Raw genomic sequence first — 18982 nt, 5'->3', positions numbered from 1 at the left:
CCTATTTGCCCGACTTGCCTTTGGCCGCTGCTTTAGCAGCAGCTGCACGGGCTTTGTTTTTCTTGCTGTTCGCTTTGCCTTTTGGCGGTGGTGGGCCTTTAGGCTTGCGGCTTGGCTTTGCCTCGCTCAAGGCACCATCCGCCATGGCGCGACGACGTGGGGCTGCATCCCCACCAGACTCACCGCCGCGTGGCTTGCCGTTTTTTGGTGCAGCCTTGGGCTTTTTCTTGCGTGGGGCCGGGTCATCGTTCCACTCAACGGGTGGCGTGGATTTGGCGGATTTTTTGCCCTTGGTCGGCGCATAGTCCGATTTTTCATCGAATTTTTTGCTTTTCGGCTTGTCAAAAGACGGCTTGTCGTCGGCAAATTTGTCGCCCCGAGGCCGCTCAAACTTGTCTTTTTCGAACTTGCCTTTGCCGCGATGCGGTTTGCGGTCATCCCGACGCGGGCCTTTTCCTTTGTTAAAAGGTTTCTTGCCGCTGTCGCCGCGTGGACCGCGCTCCAGAACAGGCTCTTTGTCCATCTGGGCCAGCTTTGCGCCCTCTTCGAGGGTCATCTTTGGCCCAATTGCGTTCAGGAACCCAGCTACGCTGGTTTCCAGGACCTGCACGTAGCTTTCGTCCTGATTGATGCGGATTGCGCCAATGTCGTCTTTGGTTAGATCGCCCATTTTGCACAGCATGGGCAGCAGGCGACGTGGCTCCGCACCCGCCTTACGGCCACCGGAAATGGAGAACCAAACGGACGGTCCAAAATCTTTACGCGGCGCCGGTTTTGCATCAGATGCAGCAATCTCTTCTGGTGCAGAATGTTTGGAATTGTAAAGGCGCAGGTAAGCAGTGGCGACTTGCTCCGCGCTAAATGTGCCAAGCAAAGATTCAATAAGAGGCTTTTCGTTAACTGTTGGCGCCTCAGCCCAATCCGGATCGGCAAACATCCGTCCCTGATCCTGCGCGGAGACTTCTTCGGCAGATGGCGCGCCGGACCACTCCGCTTCAAGCTTGGCCCACCGCAACAAACGCTCTGCTTTCTTGCGCGACTTGCGGGTCACGATCAGGGCGGACACGCCTTTGCGACCAGCGCGACCCGTCCGGCCAGAGCGGTGCAACAAAGTCTCGTGGTTGTTGGGCAGTTCTGCGTGCACCACCAGATCAAGGTTTGGCAAATCGATGCCACGTGCGGCCACATCGGTGGCCACACAAACCCGCGCGCGGCCATCACGCATGGCTTGCAGCGCGTGGGTGCGCTCAGATTGGCTCAATTCACCGGACAAGGACACCACCTGAAAGCCGCGGTTGGACAGACGGGTGGTGATCCGGGCCACCATGGCGCGGGTGTTGGCAAAGACAATCGCATTGGGCGCTTCGTAAAAGCGCAGCGTGTTGATCACAGCGTTTTCCGCATCCCGATCCATAACGGTCATCGCGCGATATGTAATGTCGGCGTGCTGTTTCTGCTCGGATTTGGTTTCCACGCGAATTGCGTCGCGCTGATAGTTCTTTGCCAGCTGCGCGATCATTTTTGGTACAGTGGCGGAGAACAAAAGCGTCTGGCGCTCTTCTGGCACCTGCTCAAGAATGAACTCCAGCTCTTCGCGGAAGCCGAGGTCCAGCATTTCGTCCGCTTCATCGAGCACAACCGCGCGCACGTCCAGCAGGTCGATCGATCCACGATCGATGTGATCGCGCAGACGGCCCGGCGTAGCAACAACGATATGTGCGCCGCGAGCCAAAGCACGGCGTTCGTCACGCATGTCCATCCCCCCCACACAGGAGGCGACCCGCGCGCCCGCTTCGGCGTACAGCCAAGTCAACTCGCGTTTGACCTGCAACGCCAGCTCACGTGTTGGTGCGATGATCAGGGCCAGCGGGGCCGCTGCTTCATCAAAGGCTTCGGCGTCGCCAAGCAGGGTGGTCGAGATGGCGAGACCAAAGCCTATGGTCTTGCCGGAACCGGTTTGCGCGGAGACCAACAGGTCTTTGCCGGTCAACTCAGGGTTCATGACCGCTTCTTGAACTTGCGTCAGCTTGTCATAGCCCTTGGCGTCCAGGGCTGTTTGGATGGCTTGTTTCACAGTGATGTCTACTTTTGTCAGAGAAGTGCCAGCGTGACGGCGTCGGCGGGCTCCCTCAAACTCTGAACCGCTCTCAACATCATATGTGGCAAGAAGCGCTGCGTTTAGCTTAGTTTTGCGCACATGTATAGACCTGTACCCAAAAGCGTTAACAGGGATGTGAGCAGAAACTTTCTAACAATCTGCGCCACACGGTTTGAAACCGCGCCAAAAGTCTTAAGTTAACGCAAACGCAATTCACACACAGGGCTTGAAACGATGACCGAGAGCTACACTCCCCCCAAAGTCTGGACATGGGATTCCGAAAGCGGCGGCAAATTTGCCAGCATCAACCGCCCCATCGCCGGGCCAACCCACGACAAAGATCTGCCGCGCGGTGAGCATCCCTTCCAACTCTATTCCTTGGCGACGCCCAACGGTGTGAAAGTTACGGTGATGTTTGAGGAGCTTCTGGAAGCCGGTCACAAAGGCGCCGAGTATGACGCCTATCTGATCAACATTGGCGACGGTGATCAATTCTCCTCCGGTTTTGTCGATGTGAACCCCAACTCCAAAATCCCGGCGTTGATGGATCTCAGCGGCGATAAGGAAGTGCGCGTGTTTGAGAGCGGCGCGATCCTGCTGCACCTGGCCGAGAAGTTTGACGTGTTCCTGGGCCCGAAAGAAAACCGCGCCGAGATGATCAGCTGGCTGTTCTGGCAGATGGGCAGCGCGCCCTATTTGGGTGGCGGCTTTGGCCATTTTTACGCGTACGCGCCGGAGAAATGGCAGTACCCGATTGATCGCTTTGCCATGGAAACCAAGCGCCAGTTGGATGTGTTGGACCGTCAATTGGCCGACAACACCTACATCTCCGGCGAAGCGTATACCGTGGCTGATATCGCGATCTGGTCCTGGTATGGGCAACTGGTACTTGGACGGCTTTATGAGGCGGCAGAGTTCCTCGATGTGGCCAGCTACAAAAACGTGGTGCGTTGGGCGGAAGCGATCGATGCGCGCCCCGCGGTGAAACGTGGCCGCATGGTCAACCGCGCTTGGGGTGAGCTTTCTGAGCAATTGCGCGAGCGCCACGCGGCGGAGGACTTCGACACCCGCACGCAAGACAAGCTCGAGCCGGAAGCCGCAGAGTAGTTGGCGCTGCCCCCGTCACATCGATGATGTGACTCCCCCGAGATATTTGGGGAATGAGAAAGCAGAACGCCGCCCGTTTGGCGCGGCGTTTTTTGTTTTGGGTACAATGCTTGTGTTGAGCGGGCCGCGGTTTGGCGTCAGGTTTCTGACAACGTCGCAGGAGAGCCCGATGAGCATCACCGAAATTCTGACCTTTGCATTTGTGGCAAGTTTGCTGGTGATGTCGCCAGGTCCCAATGGGGTTCTGATTGCCAAGACTGTGCCAACTTCGGGCCGGGCGGCGGGATTTGCCAATGTTGCTGGATTTGTGGCGGCGTTTTATGGCCACGGCGCCTTGTCTGTGTTGGGGATTTCGGTCCTGTTGGTGCAGTCGGCGGTGGCGTTTTCCATCGTGAAGTTTTTGGGCGCGGCTTACCTGTGTTGGATCGGGGTTAAGGCGCTTTGGGCGGCTTGGCGCAGTGTCGAAACAGCGGCGGGCGTGGCGCCTTCGCAAAACAAACGCACGCTTTGGAAAGCTTTTGGCGAGGGTGTTCTCACCAATGGGCTTAATCCGAAGGTGTCGATGTTTTATCTGGCTGCATTTCCTCAGTTCCTAACGGTCGGCGATGCCTCGGCCTCTGCCGCTTTTACTTTGGTTACGGTGCACGCGGCCATCAATGCGCTGTGGTTCACGGCTATGGTCCTGTTGTTTGCGCAGCTCACGCAGGCCGCGCGTAGTGGGCAGTTTCAGCGGTGGCTAAAAGGCGTGACGGGCGCGGTGTTTGTTGGCTTTGGTGTAAAGCTAGCGACGCTGCGCGCCAGATTCTGAGGGGCTTCCTATCGCGCCGCCAGCATCATTTCGGCGGCTTTTTCACCGATCATAATGCACGGCGAGTTGGTGTTGCCGCTGGTGATCTTTGGCATCGCTGAGGCATCGACCACACGAAGTCCGCTCAGACCACGTAAGCGCAAATCTGCATCCAATGGTGCGCTGGGCTCACTGCCCATCCGCACGGTGCCTACGGGGTGAAATATCGTTGTGCCGATGTCGCCCGCCGCCTGTGCCAACTCTGCGTCGTCTTGCGCGGCGAGGCCGGGCTTCATTTCCTCTGGCGCATATTTGGTCATGGGCCCTTGCGCCATGATGCTGCGGGCCTGACGGATCGCTGCCACCGCGGTTGCGCGATCTCCTTCCGTGGAAAGATAGTTGGGCGCAATCTTGGGTGCCACAGCGGCGTCCGGTGAGGTAATTTCCACCGTGCCACGACTCTCGGGGCGCAAATTGCACACGCTGGCGGTCATGGCTGGGAAGTCATGCAGAGGTTGGCCAAAGGCTTCCAACGACAGCGGTTGCACGTGATATTCAAGGTCCGCTGTTGCCACATCCGGGCGGGATTTGGTGAAAGCGCCCAGCTGGCTTGGCGCCATTGACATGGGACCGCTGCGCTTTAACAGGTATTCCATGCCAATCTTGGCTTTGCCAAACAGCGAGTTCGCCATGGTATTGAGAGTTTTTGCGCCGGTGAGTTTCCATGCGCAGCGCAGTTGCAAATGGTCTTGCAGATTGCGGCCAATCTCCGGCTGATCCAGCTGCACATCGATTCCATGTTTTTGCAGCAGGGCCCCCGGTCCGATGCCGGAAAGCTGCAGGATTTGAGGTGAGTTCACCGCACCCGCAGAGAGCACAACTTCGCCGCCACACTTGGCTTGCTGCAGGGTGCCGTTCTGTCGGTACTCCACGCCCACAACTTTGCCATCTTCGATCAGCAGACGTGTTGTATGCGCGTGGGTTTCGACCTTCAGCTGGCCATCTTTCTGCGGGCGCAGAAAGGCCTTGGCGGTGTTCCAGCGAAACCCACGATGTTGATTGACTTTAAAGTAGCCCACGCCTTCGTTGTCGCCGCCGTTGAAATCATCCGTGCGCGGCACACCCGCCGCTTCCGCCGCAGCCATCCAATCGTCTAACACATCCCAGCGCAGGCGCTGATTGTTCACATGCCAGGGGCCGCCTGCACCATGCAGATCAGACTCGCCCTCCATGTAGTCTTCAGATTTTTTGAACAGCGGCAGCACATCTTCCCAGGACCATCCCGGCAAGCCCATCTGGCGCCAGCCATCATAATCGGCGGCCTGTCCGCGCAGGTACAACATGCCGTTTATGGACGAACAGCCGCCCAAAACCTTGCCGCGCGGGTAAAGCAATTGCCGTCCGTTCAAACCTGCATCCGGTGCGGTTTTGTACATCCAGTCAGTGCGCGGATTGTCGATACAGTAGAGGTAGCCCATCGGGATGTGAATCCAGTGATAGCTGTCTTTGCCTCCGGCCTCCAAAAGCAGAACGCGCCGCCCAGCCTCTGCCAGTCGTGCCGCAACAACACAGCCTGCGCTTCCTGCGCCCACCACGATGTGATCCCAGTCCATTTGTGCTCTCTCCTCGCTCCAGCATCGAGAAAAGAGCGAAGCTGAGACCATGTCAAACACATTTGTCTGACATTTAAGCGTTGGACGGAAGTACGCGTAATTTTTCAGGGTTGCGCATCACGTAAATCCAATGGGTTGCGCCGGTTTTGTCGGGCAGGACCAGCGTCAATGTGTCCAGAACACCGTCCACGTATCGCGCCACGGCGGGTTGCCGGTTCGCCGTGACTTGTGCAAACCGTACGTTTGACAGCTCTTTGGATTTTTCCATGACAGCTTGCGTGACCGTCATAATATCGGCTGGTCCAAATAGGACGCGGAAGGCCGCCGAGGCTTTTCCGCCGCCATCGGTGATCGCTATGGCGTCTTCCGACAGGACTTTGATGGCTTGGGCGTGGTCCTGTGCCGCGGCAAAGAAAAACCGCTCAGCCGCTTTGGCCGCGTCCTCGGCGCTGACATCAAACCTCGGCCCGCTGGTTTGCAACCGCTTGTGTGCTCGGCTGACCATTTGGCGGCACGCAGCCTCGGATTTGCCCAGAGTTTTGGCAATCTCGGCGTAGTCTGCGTCAAACGCCTCGCGTAACACAAACGCGGCGCGCTCTGTGGGTGCCAGTCGCTCCATTGCCCAAAGCAAGGCCAACTCACACTCTTGTGCCAATTGAAATTGGCTTTCCGTGGAGGGGCCATGCTCCGAGATGATCGGTTCCGGCAGCCACGGACCAACATAGCTTTCCCGTCGGACGCGTGCAGATTTCAATGTGTCCAGCGCAATGTTGGTCGCCACGCGGCGCAGCCAGGCGCTTGGGTTCTCGATTGCGGGTACGTCTGAGGCGGCAAACCGCAGCCAGGCTTCCTGCACCACATCTTCAGCGGCGCTGACTTCGCCCAACATACGATACGAGATCGACAGGAGCGCAGGGCGCTCCCGTTCAAAGACTGCTGTGTTGGGATCCATCTAGACCGCCACCTTTCCGACCCGTCCGTTTACCACAAGCTGCTGACAGGCATGTCCGTCCCCCAGCCCGCGTTTGAAGACCGGATAAAACCGTCCGGACCCAGCTGCGAAACTGGCGGCAATGACAGCTTGGTCGCCAAATCGCTGCCGAATGCGGTCGCCAAATGTGTTAGGCTCATAAGAGCCGGAAATGGCATGATGGGCAAATTGAAACCCCAAACCAACGTCACCGGCCTCATCAAACCGGCCCTCCATGGCGGCAAGCAGCTGATCCCCATCCACGCCCTCTTCGAGCGCAAAAGAGACCACTAGTTGACCACATGGCCCGCAGTCTCCGTCCAAGGTAGAGGCCAGCAGCGCCCCGGCCCAGACGGCACGAGCTTCCTCCGGTCCTTTGTACTGCGTGACCATCGGCAGAAAGGTCAGTGCCAATCCGGCCTTTGTCGAGGCGTCGATCACCTCGTGCATATAGGTAACATCATAGTCGTATTTCTTGCCAAAGCTGCGGGTGCCAGAATGGAGTAGCGTGCGGATCATGCCTGTGCTCCCTCTTGTTTGAGTTTAGACGCTGCAAAAAGGGCCATCCACGCCGGAACTTGAATTCCAAGTAAGTTTGTCAAGGCAATCACGTCCACCGCAGTGTTGCGATGCGCGATCCAAATCCAGATGTGGAAGACGGCATGCAAGCAGGGCCATGCAGCACCAAACATTGCCAATCGGTGGTCATTTAGTCTGGCCGCAGCCACTAGAGCCAAAGATGAGACCAAAAAAGCTAGGGCAACATCTTTGATGAAGTGGCTATTGAAGGGGCCGGTTTGGGCAACTCCTGGAACGGTGTCATACCAAGCAATAGGGGCAGTCCACATAAATTCCGCGTTGATTAGGAAGTATGCTGACAGCCCTAAAAGTAAGGGGTGGTTCATTACTGGTCTCCTAGATGTTTCTAAGGAGACGACACAGCCCGTCGATTTGTGACAGCTTGCTTGGATTAAACCGGCAGGGCCGTTGTTTTGAACACGGTCCGCAGCGCAAAACTGGATTGCATCTGCGCCACACCCGGCAGGCGGGCCAGATGTTGGCGATGGATGCGAGCAAAGTCCTCGGTGTTTTCTGCCACTACCTTCAGGATGTAGTCGGCTGTGCCCGCCATAAGATGGCATTCCAACACATCCGGAATGCGTGACACGGCTTTCTCAAACGCGTCGAGCACTTCATCGGCTTGACCCGAGAGTGTGATCTCGACAAACACCGTGGTGGGCACATCCAGCTTGCGAGGGTCCAGCAGCGCCACATAGTCTTTGATGTAACCGTCTTTCTCCAACCGGTGCACGCGGCGGTGACAGGCGGATTGGGACAGATTCACGCGCTCTGCCAGTTCCGCATTGGAGATGCGTCCCTGCTTTTGTAAGACGGTGAGAATCCGACGATCTGTTTGATCAAGTGACATATGGCGAAAGCTCCTTGCGCGCCTGAATACAGTATTCGAAGGTTCTTGCAATCGCGAGTTTTTAAACTGCCTAAATTCTAAGCAAATTCGGGGCGAGGCTTCCTAAGCTGAGGACAGTTCAATTTGGAGACGGCGCATGAAAATCGGTTGCCCCACAGAAATCAAACCCCAGGAATTCCGCGTCGGTATGACGCCTGACGCGGCGCGTGAAGCGGTCAATCATGGCCACGAGGTGCTGATCCAGTCCGGCGCTGGTGTAGGTGCTGGTTTCACGGATGAGGACTATGTCGCCGCCGGTGCCAAGATGATCGGCACCGCAGAGGATGTCTTTGCCGAAGCCGACATGATCGTGAAGGTGAAAGAACCTCAGGCGGTAGAGCGCAAGATGCTGCGGGAAGGCCAGCTGTTGTTCACCTACTTGCATTTGGCTCCGGACCCTAAGCAAACCGTAGACCTGCTCGAAAGCGGTTGTACGGCCATTGCCTATGAAACGGTAACCGACGATCGTGGCGGTTTGCCGCTGCTGGCCCCGATGTCTGAGGTGGCCGGACGTCTTGCACCGCAGGTTGGTGCTTGGACGCTGCAAAAGGCCAATGGCGGTCGTGGCGTGTTGATGGGCGGTGTTCCCGGCGTGGCGCCTGCCAAGGTGGTTGTGATTGGCGGCGGTGTTGTTGGCACCCATGCGGCCAAAATCGCCGCTGGCATGGGCGCAGACGTGACCGTTCTGGATCGCTCTCTGACACGCCTGCGCTATCTGGACGATGTCTTTGGCGGCACCTTTAAGAACCAATACTCCACCGCTGGCGCAACCGCCGATCTGGTGCGCGAAGCCGACATGGTGATCGGGGCGGTGCTCATTCCTGGCGCGGCCGCGCCGAAACTGGTGTCGCGTGCACAGCTTTCGGAGATGAAGCCGGGCGCAGCGCTGGTGGATGTAGCGATTGACCAAGGTGGGTGCTTTGAAACATCCCGAGCCACCACCCACGCGGATCCGATTTATGAGGTGGATGGCATCATGCACTATTGCGTGGCCAACATGCCAGGCGCCGTGGCGCGGACCTCGACACAGGCGCTGGGCAACGCAACCCTGCCGTTCCTGCTGAACCTGGCCAACAAAGGTTGGAAGCAGGCCTGTGAGGATGATCCGCACCTGCTGAATGGCCTGAATGTGCATGCCGGTCAATTGACCTACTATGCGGTGGGCAAGGCGCTGGGCATCGATGTGATTTCGCCGTCTCTGGCGCTGAAATCCTAAGGGGTCATCCCTTCAAACAACGGCTGCAGCGCTTTCAATCGCGCTGCGGCGAATTCAGTGAAAGCCCGCACGCGTGGCACCCGGCGCAGGTCCGCGTGGGTCAAGATCCACAAGGGTGCTTGCGTGAACATCGGCAGTCCTGGCACGCGGGCCAGCTGCGGATCTGTGTCCCCTAAAAAACAGGCCATACGCGTAGCGCCGATACCTGCTCGCGCCGCACCGATAGCCGCGCTCATGTCATCCACTGTCAATCGCGTGTTCAGGTTGGGCCGCGCCTCTTTGATCTCCGCAGGAGGGCCAGGCCAATGGGCAAACCGCACCCAATCCAGCGGAGCCGCACCTCCCTTGTCTCGGGCCAACAGGTCAGGAGTGGCGTAAACGGCACCTTTCAAATCAAACAGCCGACGTCCAACCAAAGTGTCCGGCGGTGTTTTGGCAAACCGGATCGCCACATCCGCTTCCCGCCGCGCCAAGTTTAGCGTGTCATTTGTGGCGACTAGTGACAGTTTTATGTCCGGATATTCGGTCACAAAATCGGCCACAATCTGCGCCAAAACCCGCTCGATGATCAGCTCGGAGGCTGTCACCTTCAATGGCCCGCTCACCGTGGTGTCCCGTGCTGCGATCTGACGGTCCAGCCCGCGCTCCAGGTCGGACATGGCTTCCGCCGTGCGCACCGCTTCCAACCCAGCCTCTGTGGGCACATAGCCGCTTGCCAACCTGTCAAACAGGCGTGCCCCAAGCGCTTCTTCTGCCGAGGTGATCCGCCGCGCCACGGTGGCGTGGTTGACACCTAACGCCCGTGCCGCGCCATTCGTGCCGCCTTGCCGTGCGGTTTCCAGCACAAATCTCAGATCATCCCAATTCAACATGACCTGACAATATTTGCACAGGCATTGATCATCAATGATCGTTTTCTATCGTCTCGGATGTCTTAGCTATGGCTGGTAATCACAAGGAGACCACAATGACCGCCTATGCTTATGTCAACCTGACCATCACCAATCCTGATAGATTTGCGGCCTACCGCGAACGGGCAGGAGACGCGCTCAAAAAACATGGAGGCGCGCCATTGGAAGTGTCCAAGCAGTCTGAGGTGATCGAAGGGACCGCAACCGCCCCTACCGTCGCCGTGATCCTAACCTTCCCTGATCGCGGTGCCGCCAAAGCCTGGATCAATGATCCGGAATTGGCGGAGGTTCATGCCCTGCGTGAGGGATCTGGCACATCCACCATCACGCTGCTGTAGGACACAAAAAAGGCGGCCATTTGGCCGCCTTTCCATCCGCTGGCGCGTTTATGCTTCGCGTTTGATTTCCACAGTGTGGGGGTAAGGGATCGAGATGCCATCTTTGTCGAAGGCTTCTTTGATCGCTTGCGTGAGGCCAAACTTCAGCTCCCAATAGTCGTCCGCGGCACACCAAACGCGCATGGTGATGTCTACCGAACTGTCGCCCAGGTTGGTCACGCGCGCCCAGGCTTCCGGGTCCTTCAGCACGCGCTCATCAGCGTTGGCGGTGTCGAGAATGATCTGCTTGGCTTTGTCTGCGTCATCGCCGTAGTCGATGCCAAACACCACATCCACGCGGCGAGTTTCATGTGCGGAGAAGTTAGTGATGACAGATCCCCAGGCCTGGCCGTTTGGAATGATGATTTGAACGTTATCCGGCGTGACCAACTCGGTCACAAACAGGTTCAGGTCCACAACCGTACCAGCAGTGCCGCCCACATCCACATATTGCCCAATTTTGTAGGGGCGGAAGAGGATGAGCATAAAGCCCGCTGCAAGATCGGCCAATGTGCCCTGCAAAGCCAGACCAATGGCCAGTGTCGCGGCGCCCATCATTGCTACAAGCGATGTGGCTTCAATTCCGAAGATGCCCAGAATGGCAACCAGCACCATGAGCAAGATGACCCAGCGTACAATGCTGGCGGCAAAGTTTCCGAGCGTCGCATCAATTTCTGGTGTTTTATTCACGCGGTTGCGCACCATGCGGCTGATCGCACCAGCGACCATCCAACCGATGATGAGCACAACCAGCGCTTTGACGGCAGTGATCAGCAGTGGGCCAAAACCCTGCGCCTGTTCTACAATGGATTCCAACGGACTTCCCCCGATTTTATGCCCATTTTGGGCGGCTTTTTAACATGTTGGCTCTGCGCTGATGCACAGTAACATGCTCCCTATAGCACGCATAGAGCGCTGGCGGGATGGGAAAAAGCGCTTATCTATCCCCTAGGACCGCAACAGGAGAGCCACAATGACCACTGTCACCGATCACCCAATCAACAGCCGCTGGGCCGCTCAAGATCCAAGCGTTCTGCAGCTCTATGCCTTCCCCACACCAAACGGGGTGAAGGTTTCGATCATGCTAGAAGAAATTGGCCAGCCTTACGAAGCGCATCTCGTGACGCTGAGCGATGCAGATGTCAAAAGCCCGGAGTTTTTGGCGTTAAACCCCAACAACAAAATTCCGGCCATCATTGATCCAAACGGTCCAGATGGTCAGCCGCTGAGCCTGTTTGAGAGCGGCGCCATCCTGATTTACCTGGCGGAGAAGACCGGCAAGCTGATCGGTAACACGCCGTCCGAGAAGTACGAAGCCATCCAGTGGGTCATGTTCCAGATGGCAGGTGTTGGCCCGATGTTTGGCCAGCTTGGCTTCTTCACCAAATTTGCCGGAGCCGAAATCGAAGACCCGCGTCCACGCGAACGCTATCAGAATGAGGCCAAACGGTTGCTGTCCGTGCTGGAAAAACAGCTGGAAGGCCGCGACTGGATCACTGGCAGCTACTCGATTGCGGACATCGCAACCGCACCATGGCTGCGCGCCTTGGATTACTACGGTGCAAAGGAGGCGGTTGGCTGGGACAATTACCCCAACGTGAACGCCTATCTGGAGCGGTTCCTCGCACGTCCAGCCGTACAAGTTGGTCTGAAAACACCAGCCGTGCCTGCCTAAATCAATTTGGGGGAGCCTCGGCTCCCCCTTCTTAGTGGCCGGATCGTATGGCGTCGGCGATCTTTTCGCCGATCATGATCGTGGGCGCGTTGGTATTGCCGCCTATCAGCCGTGGCATGACTGAGGCATCCACCACCCGCAGTCCTTCGACGCCATAGACGCGGCATTGGTTGTCCACCACCGCCTTGTCATCCGTGCCCATTTTACAGGTGCCGACCGGATGGTAAATCGTGTCGGCCCGCGCACGAATGTCTGCTTCCCAAGCTGCGTCCGAGCCGTCGTGTTTGTAGTAGCGCGCCCCACGCCAAGCTTCGAGCGCACTGTCTTCCATGATGCTGTCCAGCGTCTTGATCGCTTTTTTCATCACCTGAAAATCGCGCTCATCCTCCAGGAACTTCGGGTCAATCTTCGGCGGCTTGGCCGGATCGGCTGAGCGTAGGGTGACGGTTCCGCGACTGTGCGGGCGCAACACGCAGACATGGCAGCTATAGCCATAGGGCATGTGCATCTTGCGATTGTGATCATCCACAATCCCCACGACAAAATGCAGTTGGATGTCCGGGCGGTCCAACGCGGGATCGGTTTTGAAAAACGCGCCGCTCTCGGCAAAGGGCGAGGCAAACAGACCGGTCCCCGTCTTGCGCCATCGCAGCGCTGCCTTGGTCATCTTCGCCAAACCCGAAGGTGTCAGGCCCACGGTGTCTTTCTTCTTGTTGCGGTAGCTTAATATGTGATCAAGGTGGTCCTGAAGGTTTTGCCCAACACCCGGCAGGTCATGCACAAGTTCGATACCGTGCTTTTCCACTTCTTCACGCGGGCCGATACCGGACAGCAACAAGAGTTGTGGCGAGCCAAAGGCCCCAGAGGACAGGATCACTTCTTTGCGCGCCTGGAGCGTCTCAACAGTGCCATTGCGCCTTATCTCAAGGCCCGTGGCGCGCCCTTTGGTCATCACAACCCGCCGCGCTTGGGTCTTTGTGTAGACGGTCAAGTTGGGCCGATGCAGGTTTTCCCGCAAATATGCTGCCGCAGCGGAGCAGCGTTCGCCTTTGTGGTCGCCGTCAAAAAACTGCGTCACCTGATAGTGCCCGGCGCCTTCCTGTTCGGGGCCATTGAAATCTTCATTGCTCCGGATCTGGTGCGCATTGCAGGCCGCGATAAAGGCGTCATTGATGGCGCGCGGCTCAGCCTGATCGCCCACTTGCAACGGACCACCGTCGCCATGCAGGCCATCCGCACCACGCTGATTGCCTTCGGATTTCTTGAAATAGGGAAGCACGCTCTCCCAGTCCCAACCTTCACAACCAAGCTGCGCCCATTCGTCATAGTCAGCTTTGTGCCCGCGCACATAGAGCATGGCGTTGATTGCGGAACTGCCGCCCAGGGCCTTGCCGCGAGGCTGAAACCCTCGCCGGTTGTTCAGTTGCTTTTGGGGTACAGTTTTGAGCGCCCAATTGTTGATCTTGGGGCGCCCGGAAATCATCGCGGCAATCAAGGCTGGGGCGCGGATGAAAATATCCTCGCCTTTGCCGCCGGCCTCCACCAAACATACTTTGGTGTGCGGATCTTCACTGAGGCGCGCGGCCAAAACGCATCCGGCGGACCCTCCGCCGACGATGATATAGTCAAATTCCATGCCGCCCTCCTGTGCTGACTCTTAGCCTAGGAGGGGGCAATTTCACCAAGCAAGTCTAACGCGACGTAAGCGCGCAGCGCAGGTCAGCTGTTTGGCAACTGGCTTGTGAGCACGTAGCGCAGAATTTGCACCACTTGCGCTGGCTCCTCCGCCACGGCCAGGGCTGCCGCATGTACTTCCTTAAGCGCGTGCTGCTGATCCGGCATCGAAAGGACAATGATCGATTTGCCAAGCGCTGCCGCATACCCCGCGTCAAAGGCGGCGTTCCATTGGCGGTACTTCTCGCCAAAACGCACCACAACCACATCCGCATCTTCAATGCCTTTGCGGGTGCGAATGGCGTTCACCATCGCGCCTTTGTGGTCATGCCAATACTTGTTGTCTTCCGCGCCCAGAATAGCCACGCCACAATCATCAGAAGCTGCGTGATCGGTCACAGGGCTGTTAAAGGTCACATCCAGATCGGCGGCGCCTGCGATGATCTGCTCGCGCCAATCGGTGTGAATTTCGCCGGACAGGTAGACGTTTAGGCTCATGGGGTATCCTCTCTTGCTTGCGCAAGGTCATAACCTGTCCGGCGCCGTGCTCCAATCCCTCACGACTTGAAGCAGTTTCAAATCCCGCGCGTCAAAGCTTGCGCGCCACAAGGTAGCGGCTTGGCGGATCTGCCGGAAAGTTGCCGCTTTCAATGATGCGAAAGCCAGCGTCGGTGACAGAGCGTTCCAGCTCGGCAATCGAGAAGAACCGCACAAACGGCGCCTTGCCAAAAAACTGCATCAGCGGGATCGCGGTTTTGAGCATCCGGAATTTGATCGACCGCATGTTCTCGCTCAGGCAGGGCGTCTTTGAAATGAACAGCCCGCCCGGTTTGACCCGCTTGGCGACTTCGGCCATGGCGATGTCGCCGTCTTCCAAAAGGTGGATCAGGTTGTGCGCCATCACCACGTCAAACGGACCTTCCGGCGCGCTTTCCGGCGTGGCCTGCACCAACCGGATATTCTTGGCGCCCGCTTCGCTGACCCGTTCGCGGCCTACTTCCAACATGCCCCCGGACACATCCGTGGCCACCATCTCCGCCACCGCATCGGCCAGCTTGATGGCGGTGGAAGCTGTGCCACAGCCCAACTCCATCACCACGTCACTTTCCTTGAGGTATGACCGTGTCCGGCCCAGCGTATACTCATACGCCTGCATATCACTGATGGCGGATTTGGCGTATTTCTGCGCCACACCATCCCAAAACTTCGCTGCTGCTTGCATGGTCTTTCTCCTTTCGAGGATGAGCTTACCCATGCGTGAATGCGATATAAATTGCCGAAATTCGCAGTGTTGTTATACGTATTTGCATGATTGATCCAAATGGCACCTTTGACTGGAACCACATCCGCGCCTTTTTGACGACGGCAGAAGAGGGCTCGCTGTCTGCGGCTGCGCGCAAGCTGAACCTCACGCAGCCCACTTTAGGCCGACAAGTGGCTGCCTTGGAAGAAGATCTTGGCATCATGCTGTTTGAGCGGGTGGGGCGGTCGTTAGAACTTACTGTCGCTGGGGGCGAGTTGCTGGAACATGTGCGTGCAATGCGCGCAGCTGCGGATCGTGTGGCACTTGTGGCTTCAGGTCAGAATCAGGACATCGAAGGCCGCGTCGCGATCACCGCGTCTGATGTCTACTCAGTGCATCTGCTACCCCCGATTCTAAAAGACCTGCGCGCCAAAGCCCCGAAGTTGGTCATTGAGGTGGTCGCCTCGGATGATGTGCAAGACCTCATGCGGCGTGAGGCAGATATAGCCATTCGCCACGTGCGTCCGGAACAGCCGGATTTGATTGCGCGATTGGTGCGCGAAGCCAAAGGCTATTTCTATGCTTCCAAAGACTACCTCGACTTTCGCGGGCGCCCGCAAACTGTTGACGAGCTGGCCCAGCATGATTTTGTTGGGTCCGGTGATGTGCCGCGCATGCTTGAATATCTCAAGCCAATGGGCTTCCCGATAGACATCGACAACTTCCGCACAGGCTCTGACAGTGGTCTTGTGGCTTGGGAATTGTGCAGGCAGGGATTCGGCATTTCCCCAATGGCCGACGATGTCGCCGAAGCCACCCCGGGCATCGAGCGTGTCCTTCCGGACCTCGCCCCAATTGTGTTCCCGATCTGGCTCACCACGCATCGTGAACTACACACCAGCCGGCGCATTCGATTGGTTTTTGACGCCCTGGCCGAGCATCTCACCGAAGCTTAAGGCAGCGGCCGCACCATCATCACGCGGGTCGCGTCCCGCTCGGTCTCCCGCCAACCAAGGTGGGTATAGAGCGCGACGTTGTCGGGCATGTCTACGTGGGTCGCTAAAGCAATCTCCGTGCAGCCTGCCGCTTGGGCCAACTCAAGCGCCCATCGGATCAATTGGCCGCCAATCCCACGTCCACGCGCATCGGGCGATACCGCAACATTCATCAGATGCGCTGTTGGTGTTACTGTTGTGAGCATTAGCACGCCTGACAGGTCGTCCATGACCCAGACCTGTCCGGCGGCAATGGAATCAGAAACGCCGCCGGACACATCCGGCAGCGTTATTCCTTGATCACGATAGGGGTGATACGCTGCATCAATCAGCCGCGCGATGGCAGGGGCCTCCTCGGCCCGTGCCAGTCGCGGCAGAGCGGCGTCAGCCACGCAGGGTACCGCCGGTGGCCTTGCTGACTTTCTCAACAATCTTGGTTGCCACTGCCTCGATATCCGCTTCCTTGAGCGTCTTCTCTGTGGGCTGCAGGCGTACTGTGATCGCAAGGGATTTCTTGCCCTCACCCAGAGCGCCGCCAATGAACTCGTCAAAGATGCGCACATCTGCGATCAGGTTTTTGTCCGCACCTGCGGCTGCGTTGACCACGTTCACGGCCTCGACATCCGCGTCCACCACAAAGGCTAAGTCACGCTCCACCGCCTGCAGGTCCGCCATGGTCACAGCGCCTTTGGACGCAGATTTCTTGCGTGGCATCGGGATCTCTGCGGTGTGGATTGCGAACGCCACCACAGGACCTTTCACGTTCAACGCATCAAGCACTTTCGGGTGGATTTCGCCGAAGGCGCCGAGGATTTTCTTCGGACCCAGACCCACTTTTGCGCTGCGGCCCGGATGCCACCAACCGTTGACACCGCGGTTGTAGGGCAGCTTAGCGGGCGCACCGAGCGCGCTCATTACCGCTTCCATGTCCGCCTTGGCGTCATAAATGTCGACGCCACGGCTCTCGCCATGGATGTCCTTGCCCACGGTGCGGCCCACCAGAATGCCGGTCAGCAGGTTTTCTTGCTCACCTGGCTCACCGCCGTGGAACACTGCACCACATTCAAACAGCGCCATGTCCATGAAGCCACGCGCTTGGTTACGGGCTGCCGCTTGCAGGAGGCCCGGCAGCAGGGATGGACGCATGTGGCTCATCTCGCTGGAGATCGGGTTTTCCAACATGGTTGCATCCGATCCACCGCCAAACAGCTCAGCCGCCGCCTTGTCGATGAAGCTGTAGGTCACACATTCGTTGTAGCCCAGTGCCGCCGTTGTGCGGCGCGCAATCTGCTCGCGTTTCTGCATCGGAGACAGGATTTGCTCCGGCACACCAGCAGAGGTGCGTGGCAGCGGCTTGCCTTCAAGCTTGGTCAGTGACGCCACACGCGCAACTTCTTCCACCAGATCGGCAGAGCCACGCACATCAGGGCGCCAGCTTGGTACATGGGCCATGTCACCTTCGATGGTAAAACCCAGCGCTTCCAATGTGGCAACCTGCGTTTCAGCAGGGATTTCCATGCCCACAAGCGACTGAACACGGTCGGTGTCGAGCTTATAGGCACGCGCCACATCCGGTACGGCACCAGCGGTCACGAGGTTGGACGGCTCGCCGCCGCAAAGATCGATGATCATCTGTGTCGCGTCATCCATCGCCTGCATGTTGTAGGCCGGATCAATGCCGCGTTCATTACGGTAGCGCGCGTCGGAATTGATCTTCAAACCACGGCCCGTGTAGGCGATCTGAATGTGGTCCCACACAGCGGCCTCAAGGAAGACATTGGTGGTTTCTTCGGTACAGCCGGTGGCCAGGCCACCCATGATGCCGCCGATGGATTCCACACCTTCGTCGTCGGAGATGACAACCATCCCTTCGTTGAAAGTGTATTCTTTCTCGTCCAGACCCACGAGGGTCTCTCCGCCTTTGGCGCGATGAACCACAAGGTCGCCTTTGACTTTGTCCGCATCAAACACGTGCAGCGGGCGGTTGCGGTCAAAGGTGAAGAAGTTGGTGATGTCCACCAGCGCAGAAATCGGACGCAGGCCAATGGCCTTCAGACGGTCCTGCAGCCACTGCGGGGACGGGACGTTTTTCACACCTTTGATCAACCGGCCAGCGAAGACCTCACAGCCATCGGTGGCCGCAGATTCATCAATGCTCACGGTGATCGGGCTCTCATAGCCACCTTCGATGGTGGCGGTCTTGGCAGGCTTCATTTTGCCCAGCCCACGCGCCGCCAGATCAAGCGCAATGCCACGCACACCCAGCGCATCTGGACGGTTCGGCGTGATCGCAATCTCGATCATTGTGTCGACCTTGGACGGATCGTTTTGCGCCAGCCAGTCGACAAACTTGTCGCCGACCTCGCCGGATGGCAGCTCGATGATGCCGTCATGCTCATCAGACAGCTCCAGCTCACGCTCAGACGCCATCATGCCAAAGCTTTCCACGCCGCGGATCTTGCCCACGGAAATGGTAATATCCAGTCCGGGAATATACATGCCTGGCTTACACACCACGACGGTGATGCCTTCGCGCGCATTGGGCGCGCCACAGATGATTTGCAGCTCCCCTTCGTCGGTCGCCACGGTGCAAACTCGCAGTTTGTCGGCATCCGGGTGCTGTTCGGCGTGCACCACTTTTCCCAGGGTAAAGTCGGCCAGCCGCTGTGCCGGGTTGGAAACATCCTCAACCTCAAGGCCAAGGTCGGTCAGCGCCTCGACAATCTCGTCAACGCTTGCGTCGGTCTCAAGGTGGTCTTTCAACCAGGAAAGAGTGAATTTCATAGCGAATTCCTTTTCGCTTGTTCTAAAGCGTCATTGGGCATCTAGGCGCTTCCGGTGAAGCCGA

General features: G+C 57.9%; 19 protein-coding genes. 6 read left to right on the top strand and 13 right to left on the bottom strand.

The features are described 5' to 3' along the window. Position 1: 1 nt before the first annotated feature. Positions 2–2074 carry a DEAD/DEAH box helicase gene (locus MK208_RS12855; RefSeq protein ID WP_294117108.1) on the bottom strand — a complete coding sequence of 691 codons (2073 nt, stop codon included), beginning with the start codon at positions 2072–2074 and terminating at the stop codon, positions 2–4. A gap of 258 nt (positions 2075–2332) precedes the next feature. Here MK208_RS12855 and yghU point away from each other — a divergent pair, with 258 nt between their 5' ends. Both yghU and MK208_RS12845 read left to right on the top strand, forming a co-directional pair. Then, positions 2333–3205 carry a glutathione-dependent disulfide-bond oxidoreductase gene (yghU, locus tag MK208_RS12850; RefSeq protein WP_294117106.1) on the top strand — a complete coding sequence of 291 codons (873 nt, stop codon included), beginning with the start codon at positions 2333–2335 and terminating at the stop codon, positions 3203–3205. A gap of 169 nt (positions 3206–3374) precedes the next feature. Next, entirely contained in the window at positions 3375–4013 is a 639-nt protein-coding gene (locus MK208_RS12845; RefSeq protein ID WP_294117104.1) for a LysE family translocator, read from the top strand. A gap of 8 nt (positions 4014–4021) precedes the next feature. Here the strand turns inward: MK208_RS12845 and MK208_RS12840 are convergent, their stop codons facing one another. The 5 genes from MK208_RS12840 to MK208_RS12820 all read right to left on the bottom strand — a co-directional run bounded on the left by MK208_RS12840 (position 4022) and on the right by MK208_RS12820 (position 8004). Further along, a complete protein-coding gene (locus tag MK208_RS12840) occupies positions 4022–5605 on the bottom strand; it encodes a GMC family oxidoreductase N-terminal domain-containing protein (protein ID WP_294117103.1) in 1584 nt (527 codons plus the stop codon). 73 nt (positions 5606–5678) lie between these two features. Continuing rightward, on the bottom strand, positions 5679–6557 hold the full coding sequence (sigJ, locus tag MK208_RS12835; RefSeq protein ID WP_294117102.1) for an RNA polymerase sigma factor SigJ: 879 nt from the start codon (positions 6555–6557) through the stop codon (positions 5679–5681). Then, positions 6558–7094: a hypothetical protein gene (locus tag MK208_RS12830; protein ID WP_294117100.1), complete on the bottom strand. Its 537-nt coding sequence runs from the start codon at positions 7092–7094 to the stop codon at positions 6558–6560. Next, complete coding sequence (locus MK208_RS12825) at positions 7091–7480, bottom strand: hypothetical protein (protein WP_294117098.1); 390 nt, start codon at positions 7478–7480, stop codon at positions 7091–7093. Before MK208_RS12825 ends, MK208_RS12830 begins: the two co-directional genes overlap by 4 nt. Before the next feature lie 65 nt (positions 7481–7545). Next, the gene (locus tag MK208_RS12820; protein ID WP_168591042.1) at positions 7546–8004 is read right to left on the bottom strand and encodes an Lrp/AsnC family transcriptional regulator; all 459 of its coding nucleotides are present in this window, start codon (positions 8002–8004) and stop codon (positions 7546–7548) included. A 136-nt stretch (positions 8005–8140) separates the two neighbouring features. Here MK208_RS12820 and ald point away from each other — a divergent pair, with 136 nt between their 5' ends. Continuing rightward, the gene (ald, locus tag MK208_RS12815; protein WP_294117096.1) at positions 8141–9259 is read left to right on the top strand and encodes an alanine dehydrogenase; all 1119 of its coding nucleotides are present in this window, start codon (positions 8141–8143) and stop codon (positions 9257–9259) included. Here ald and MK208_RS12810 read toward each other — a convergent pair. After that, positions 9256–10131 (bottom strand): LysR family transcriptional regulator, encoded by an 876-nt coding sequence (locus MK208_RS12810; protein ID WP_294117093.1) that lies wholly within the window; start codon positions 10129–10131, stop codon positions 9256–9258. The genes ald and MK208_RS12810 overlap by 4 nt on opposite strands. 95 nt (positions 10132–10226) lie before the next feature. On the opposite strand from MK208_RS12810, the gene MK208_RS12805 reads away from it, so the two are divergent. Further along, positions 10227–10508 carry a DUF1330 domain-containing protein gene (locus MK208_RS12805; RefSeq protein WP_294117091.1) on the top strand — a complete coding sequence of 94 codons (282 nt, stop codon included), beginning with the start codon at positions 10227–10229 and terminating at the stop codon, positions 10506–10508. Positions 10509–10556: 48 nt separating this feature from the next. On the opposite strand, the gene MK208_RS12800 is transcribed toward MK208_RS12805, so the two are convergent. Continuing rightward, the gene (locus MK208_RS12800; RefSeq protein WP_294117089.1) at positions 10557–11363 is read right to left on the bottom strand and encodes a mechanosensitive ion channel domain-containing protein; all 807 of its coding nucleotides are present in this window, start codon (positions 11361–11363) and stop codon (positions 10557–10559) included. Between the two features lie 157 nt (positions 11364–11520). On the opposite strand from MK208_RS12800, the gene MK208_RS12795 reads away from it, so the two are divergent. Next, positions 11521–12222: a glutathione S-transferase N-terminal domain-containing protein gene (locus MK208_RS12795; RefSeq protein ID WP_294117088.1), complete on the top strand. Its 702-nt coding sequence runs from the start codon at positions 11521–11523 to the stop codon at positions 12220–12222. Between the two features lie 31 nt (positions 12223–12253). Here MK208_RS12795 and MK208_RS12790 read toward each other — a convergent pair whose 3' ends face one another. From MK208_RS12790 to MK208_RS12780, 3 genes are all read right to left on the bottom strand, one after another. Beyond that, positions 12254–13858, bottom strand: coding sequence for an FAD-dependent oxidoreductase (locus tag MK208_RS12790; protein WP_294117087.1), 1605 nt, complete (start codon positions 13856–13858; stop codon positions 12254–12256). 83 nt (positions 13859–13941) lie between these two features. Beyond that, positions 13942–14394: a YtoQ family protein gene (locus MK208_RS12785; RefSeq protein ID WP_294117084.1), complete on the bottom strand. Its 453-nt coding sequence runs from the start codon at positions 14392–14394 to the stop codon at positions 13942–13944. 91 nt (positions 14395–14485) lie between these two features. Then, positions 14486–15118, bottom strand: a complete 633-nt coding sequence (locus MK208_RS12780; RefSeq protein WP_168591034.1) for a class I SAM-dependent methyltransferase — start codon at positions 15116–15118, stop codon at positions 14486–14488. Between the two features lie 86 nt (positions 15119–15204). Here MK208_RS12780 and MK208_RS12775 point away from each other — a divergent pair, with 86 nt between their 5' ends. Beyond that, positions 15205–16095, top strand: coding sequence for a LysR family transcriptional regulator (locus MK208_RS12775; RefSeq protein WP_294117079.1), 891 nt, complete (start codon positions 15205–15207; stop codon positions 16093–16095). Here the strand turns inward: MK208_RS12775 and MK208_RS12770 are convergent. Both MK208_RS12770 and pheT read right to left on the bottom strand, forming a co-directional pair. After that, positions 16092–16526 (bottom strand): GNAT family N-acetyltransferase, encoded by a 435-nt coding sequence (locus MK208_RS12770; protein ID WP_294117076.1) that lies wholly within the window; start codon positions 16524–16526, stop codon positions 16092–16094. The genes MK208_RS12775 and MK208_RS12770 overlap by 4 nt on opposite strands. After that, positions 16519–18918: a phenylalanine--tRNA ligase subunit beta gene (gene pheT / locus MK208_RS12765; RefSeq protein WP_294117073.1), complete on the bottom strand. Its 2400-nt coding sequence runs from the start codon at positions 18916–18918 to the stop codon at positions 16519–16521. The genes MK208_RS12770 and pheT overlap by 8 nt, the downstream gene beginning before the upstream one ends. Positions 18919–18982 lie beyond the last annotated feature (64 nt).

Origin of the sequence: Shimia sp., assembly GCF_022448905.1 — a bacterium.
GTDB lineage: Bacteria > Pseudomonadota > Alphaproteobacteria > Rhodobacterales > Rhodobacteraceae > Shimia.
Note: the sequence above shows the minus strand (reverse complement) of the source record. Positions and strands in the feature narration are given on the sequence as shown.

What these genes read in the sequence shown, in the direction of transcription:
- MK208_RS12795 (WP_294117088.1), top strand. Translation starts at nt 11,521, where the DNA reads ATGACCACTGTCACCGATCACCCAATCAACAGCCGCTGGGCCGCTCAA.
- MK208_RS12830 (WP_294117100.1), bottom strand. Translation starts at nt 7,094, where the DNA reads ATGATCCGCACGCTACTCCATTCTGGCACCCGCAGCTTTGGCAAGAAA.
- pheT (WP_294117073.1), bottom strand. Translation starts at nt 18,918, where the DNA reads ATGAAATTCACTCTTTCCTGGTTGAAAGACCACCTTGAGACCGACGCA.
- MK208_RS12790 (WP_294117087.1), bottom strand. Translation starts at nt 13,858, where the DNA reads ATGGAATTTGACTATATCATCGTCGGCGGAGGGTCCGCCGGATGCGTT.
- MK208_RS12840 (WP_294117103.1), bottom strand. Translation starts at nt 5,605, where the DNA reads ATGGACTGGGATCACATCGTGGTGGGCGCAGGAAGCGCAGGCTGTGTT.
- MK208_RS12845 (WP_294117104.1), top strand. Translation starts at nt 3,375, where the DNA reads ATGAGCATCACCGAAATTCTGACCTTTGCATTTGTGGCAAGTTTGCTG.
- yghU (WP_294117106.1), top strand. Translation starts at nt 2,333, where the DNA reads ATGACCGAGAGCTACACTCCCCCCAAAGTCTGGACATGGGATTCCGAA.
- MK208_RS12820 (WP_168591042.1), bottom strand. Translation starts at nt 8,004, where the DNA reads ATGTCACTTGATCAAACAGATCGTCGGATTCTCACCGTCTTACAAAAG.
- MK208_RS12810 (WP_294117093.1), bottom strand. Translation starts at nt 10,131, where the DNA reads ATGTTGAATTGGGATGATCTGAGATTTGTGCTGGAAACCGCACGGCAA.
- MK208_RS12825 (WP_294117098.1), bottom strand. Translation starts at nt 7,480, where the DNA reads ATGAACCACCCCTTACTTTTAGGGCTGTCAGCATACTTCCTAATCAAC.
- MK208_RS12775 (WP_294117079.1), top strand. Translation starts at nt 15,205, where the DNA reads ATGATTGATCCAAATGGCACCTTTGACTGGAACCACATCCGCGCCTTT.
- ald (WP_294117096.1), top strand. Translation starts at nt 8,141, where the DNA reads ATGAAAATCGGTTGCCCCACAGAAATCAAACCCCAGGAATTCCGCGTC.
- MK208_RS12780 (WP_168591034.1), bottom strand. Translation starts at nt 15,118, where the DNA reads ATGCAAGCAGCAGCGAAGTTTTGGGATGGTGTGGCGCAGAAATACGCC.
- MK208_RS12805 (WP_294117091.1), top strand. Translation starts at nt 10,227, where the DNA reads ATGACCGCCTATGCTTATGTCAACCTGACCATCACCAATCCTGATAGA.
- MK208_RS12785 (WP_294117084.1), bottom strand. Translation starts at nt 14,394, where the DNA reads ATGAGCCTAAACGTCTACCTGTCCGGCGAAATTCACACCGATTGGCGC.
- sigJ (WP_294117102.1), bottom strand. Translation starts at nt 6,557, where the DNA reads ATGGATCCCAACACAGCAGTCTTTGAACGGGAGCGCCCTGCGCTCCTG.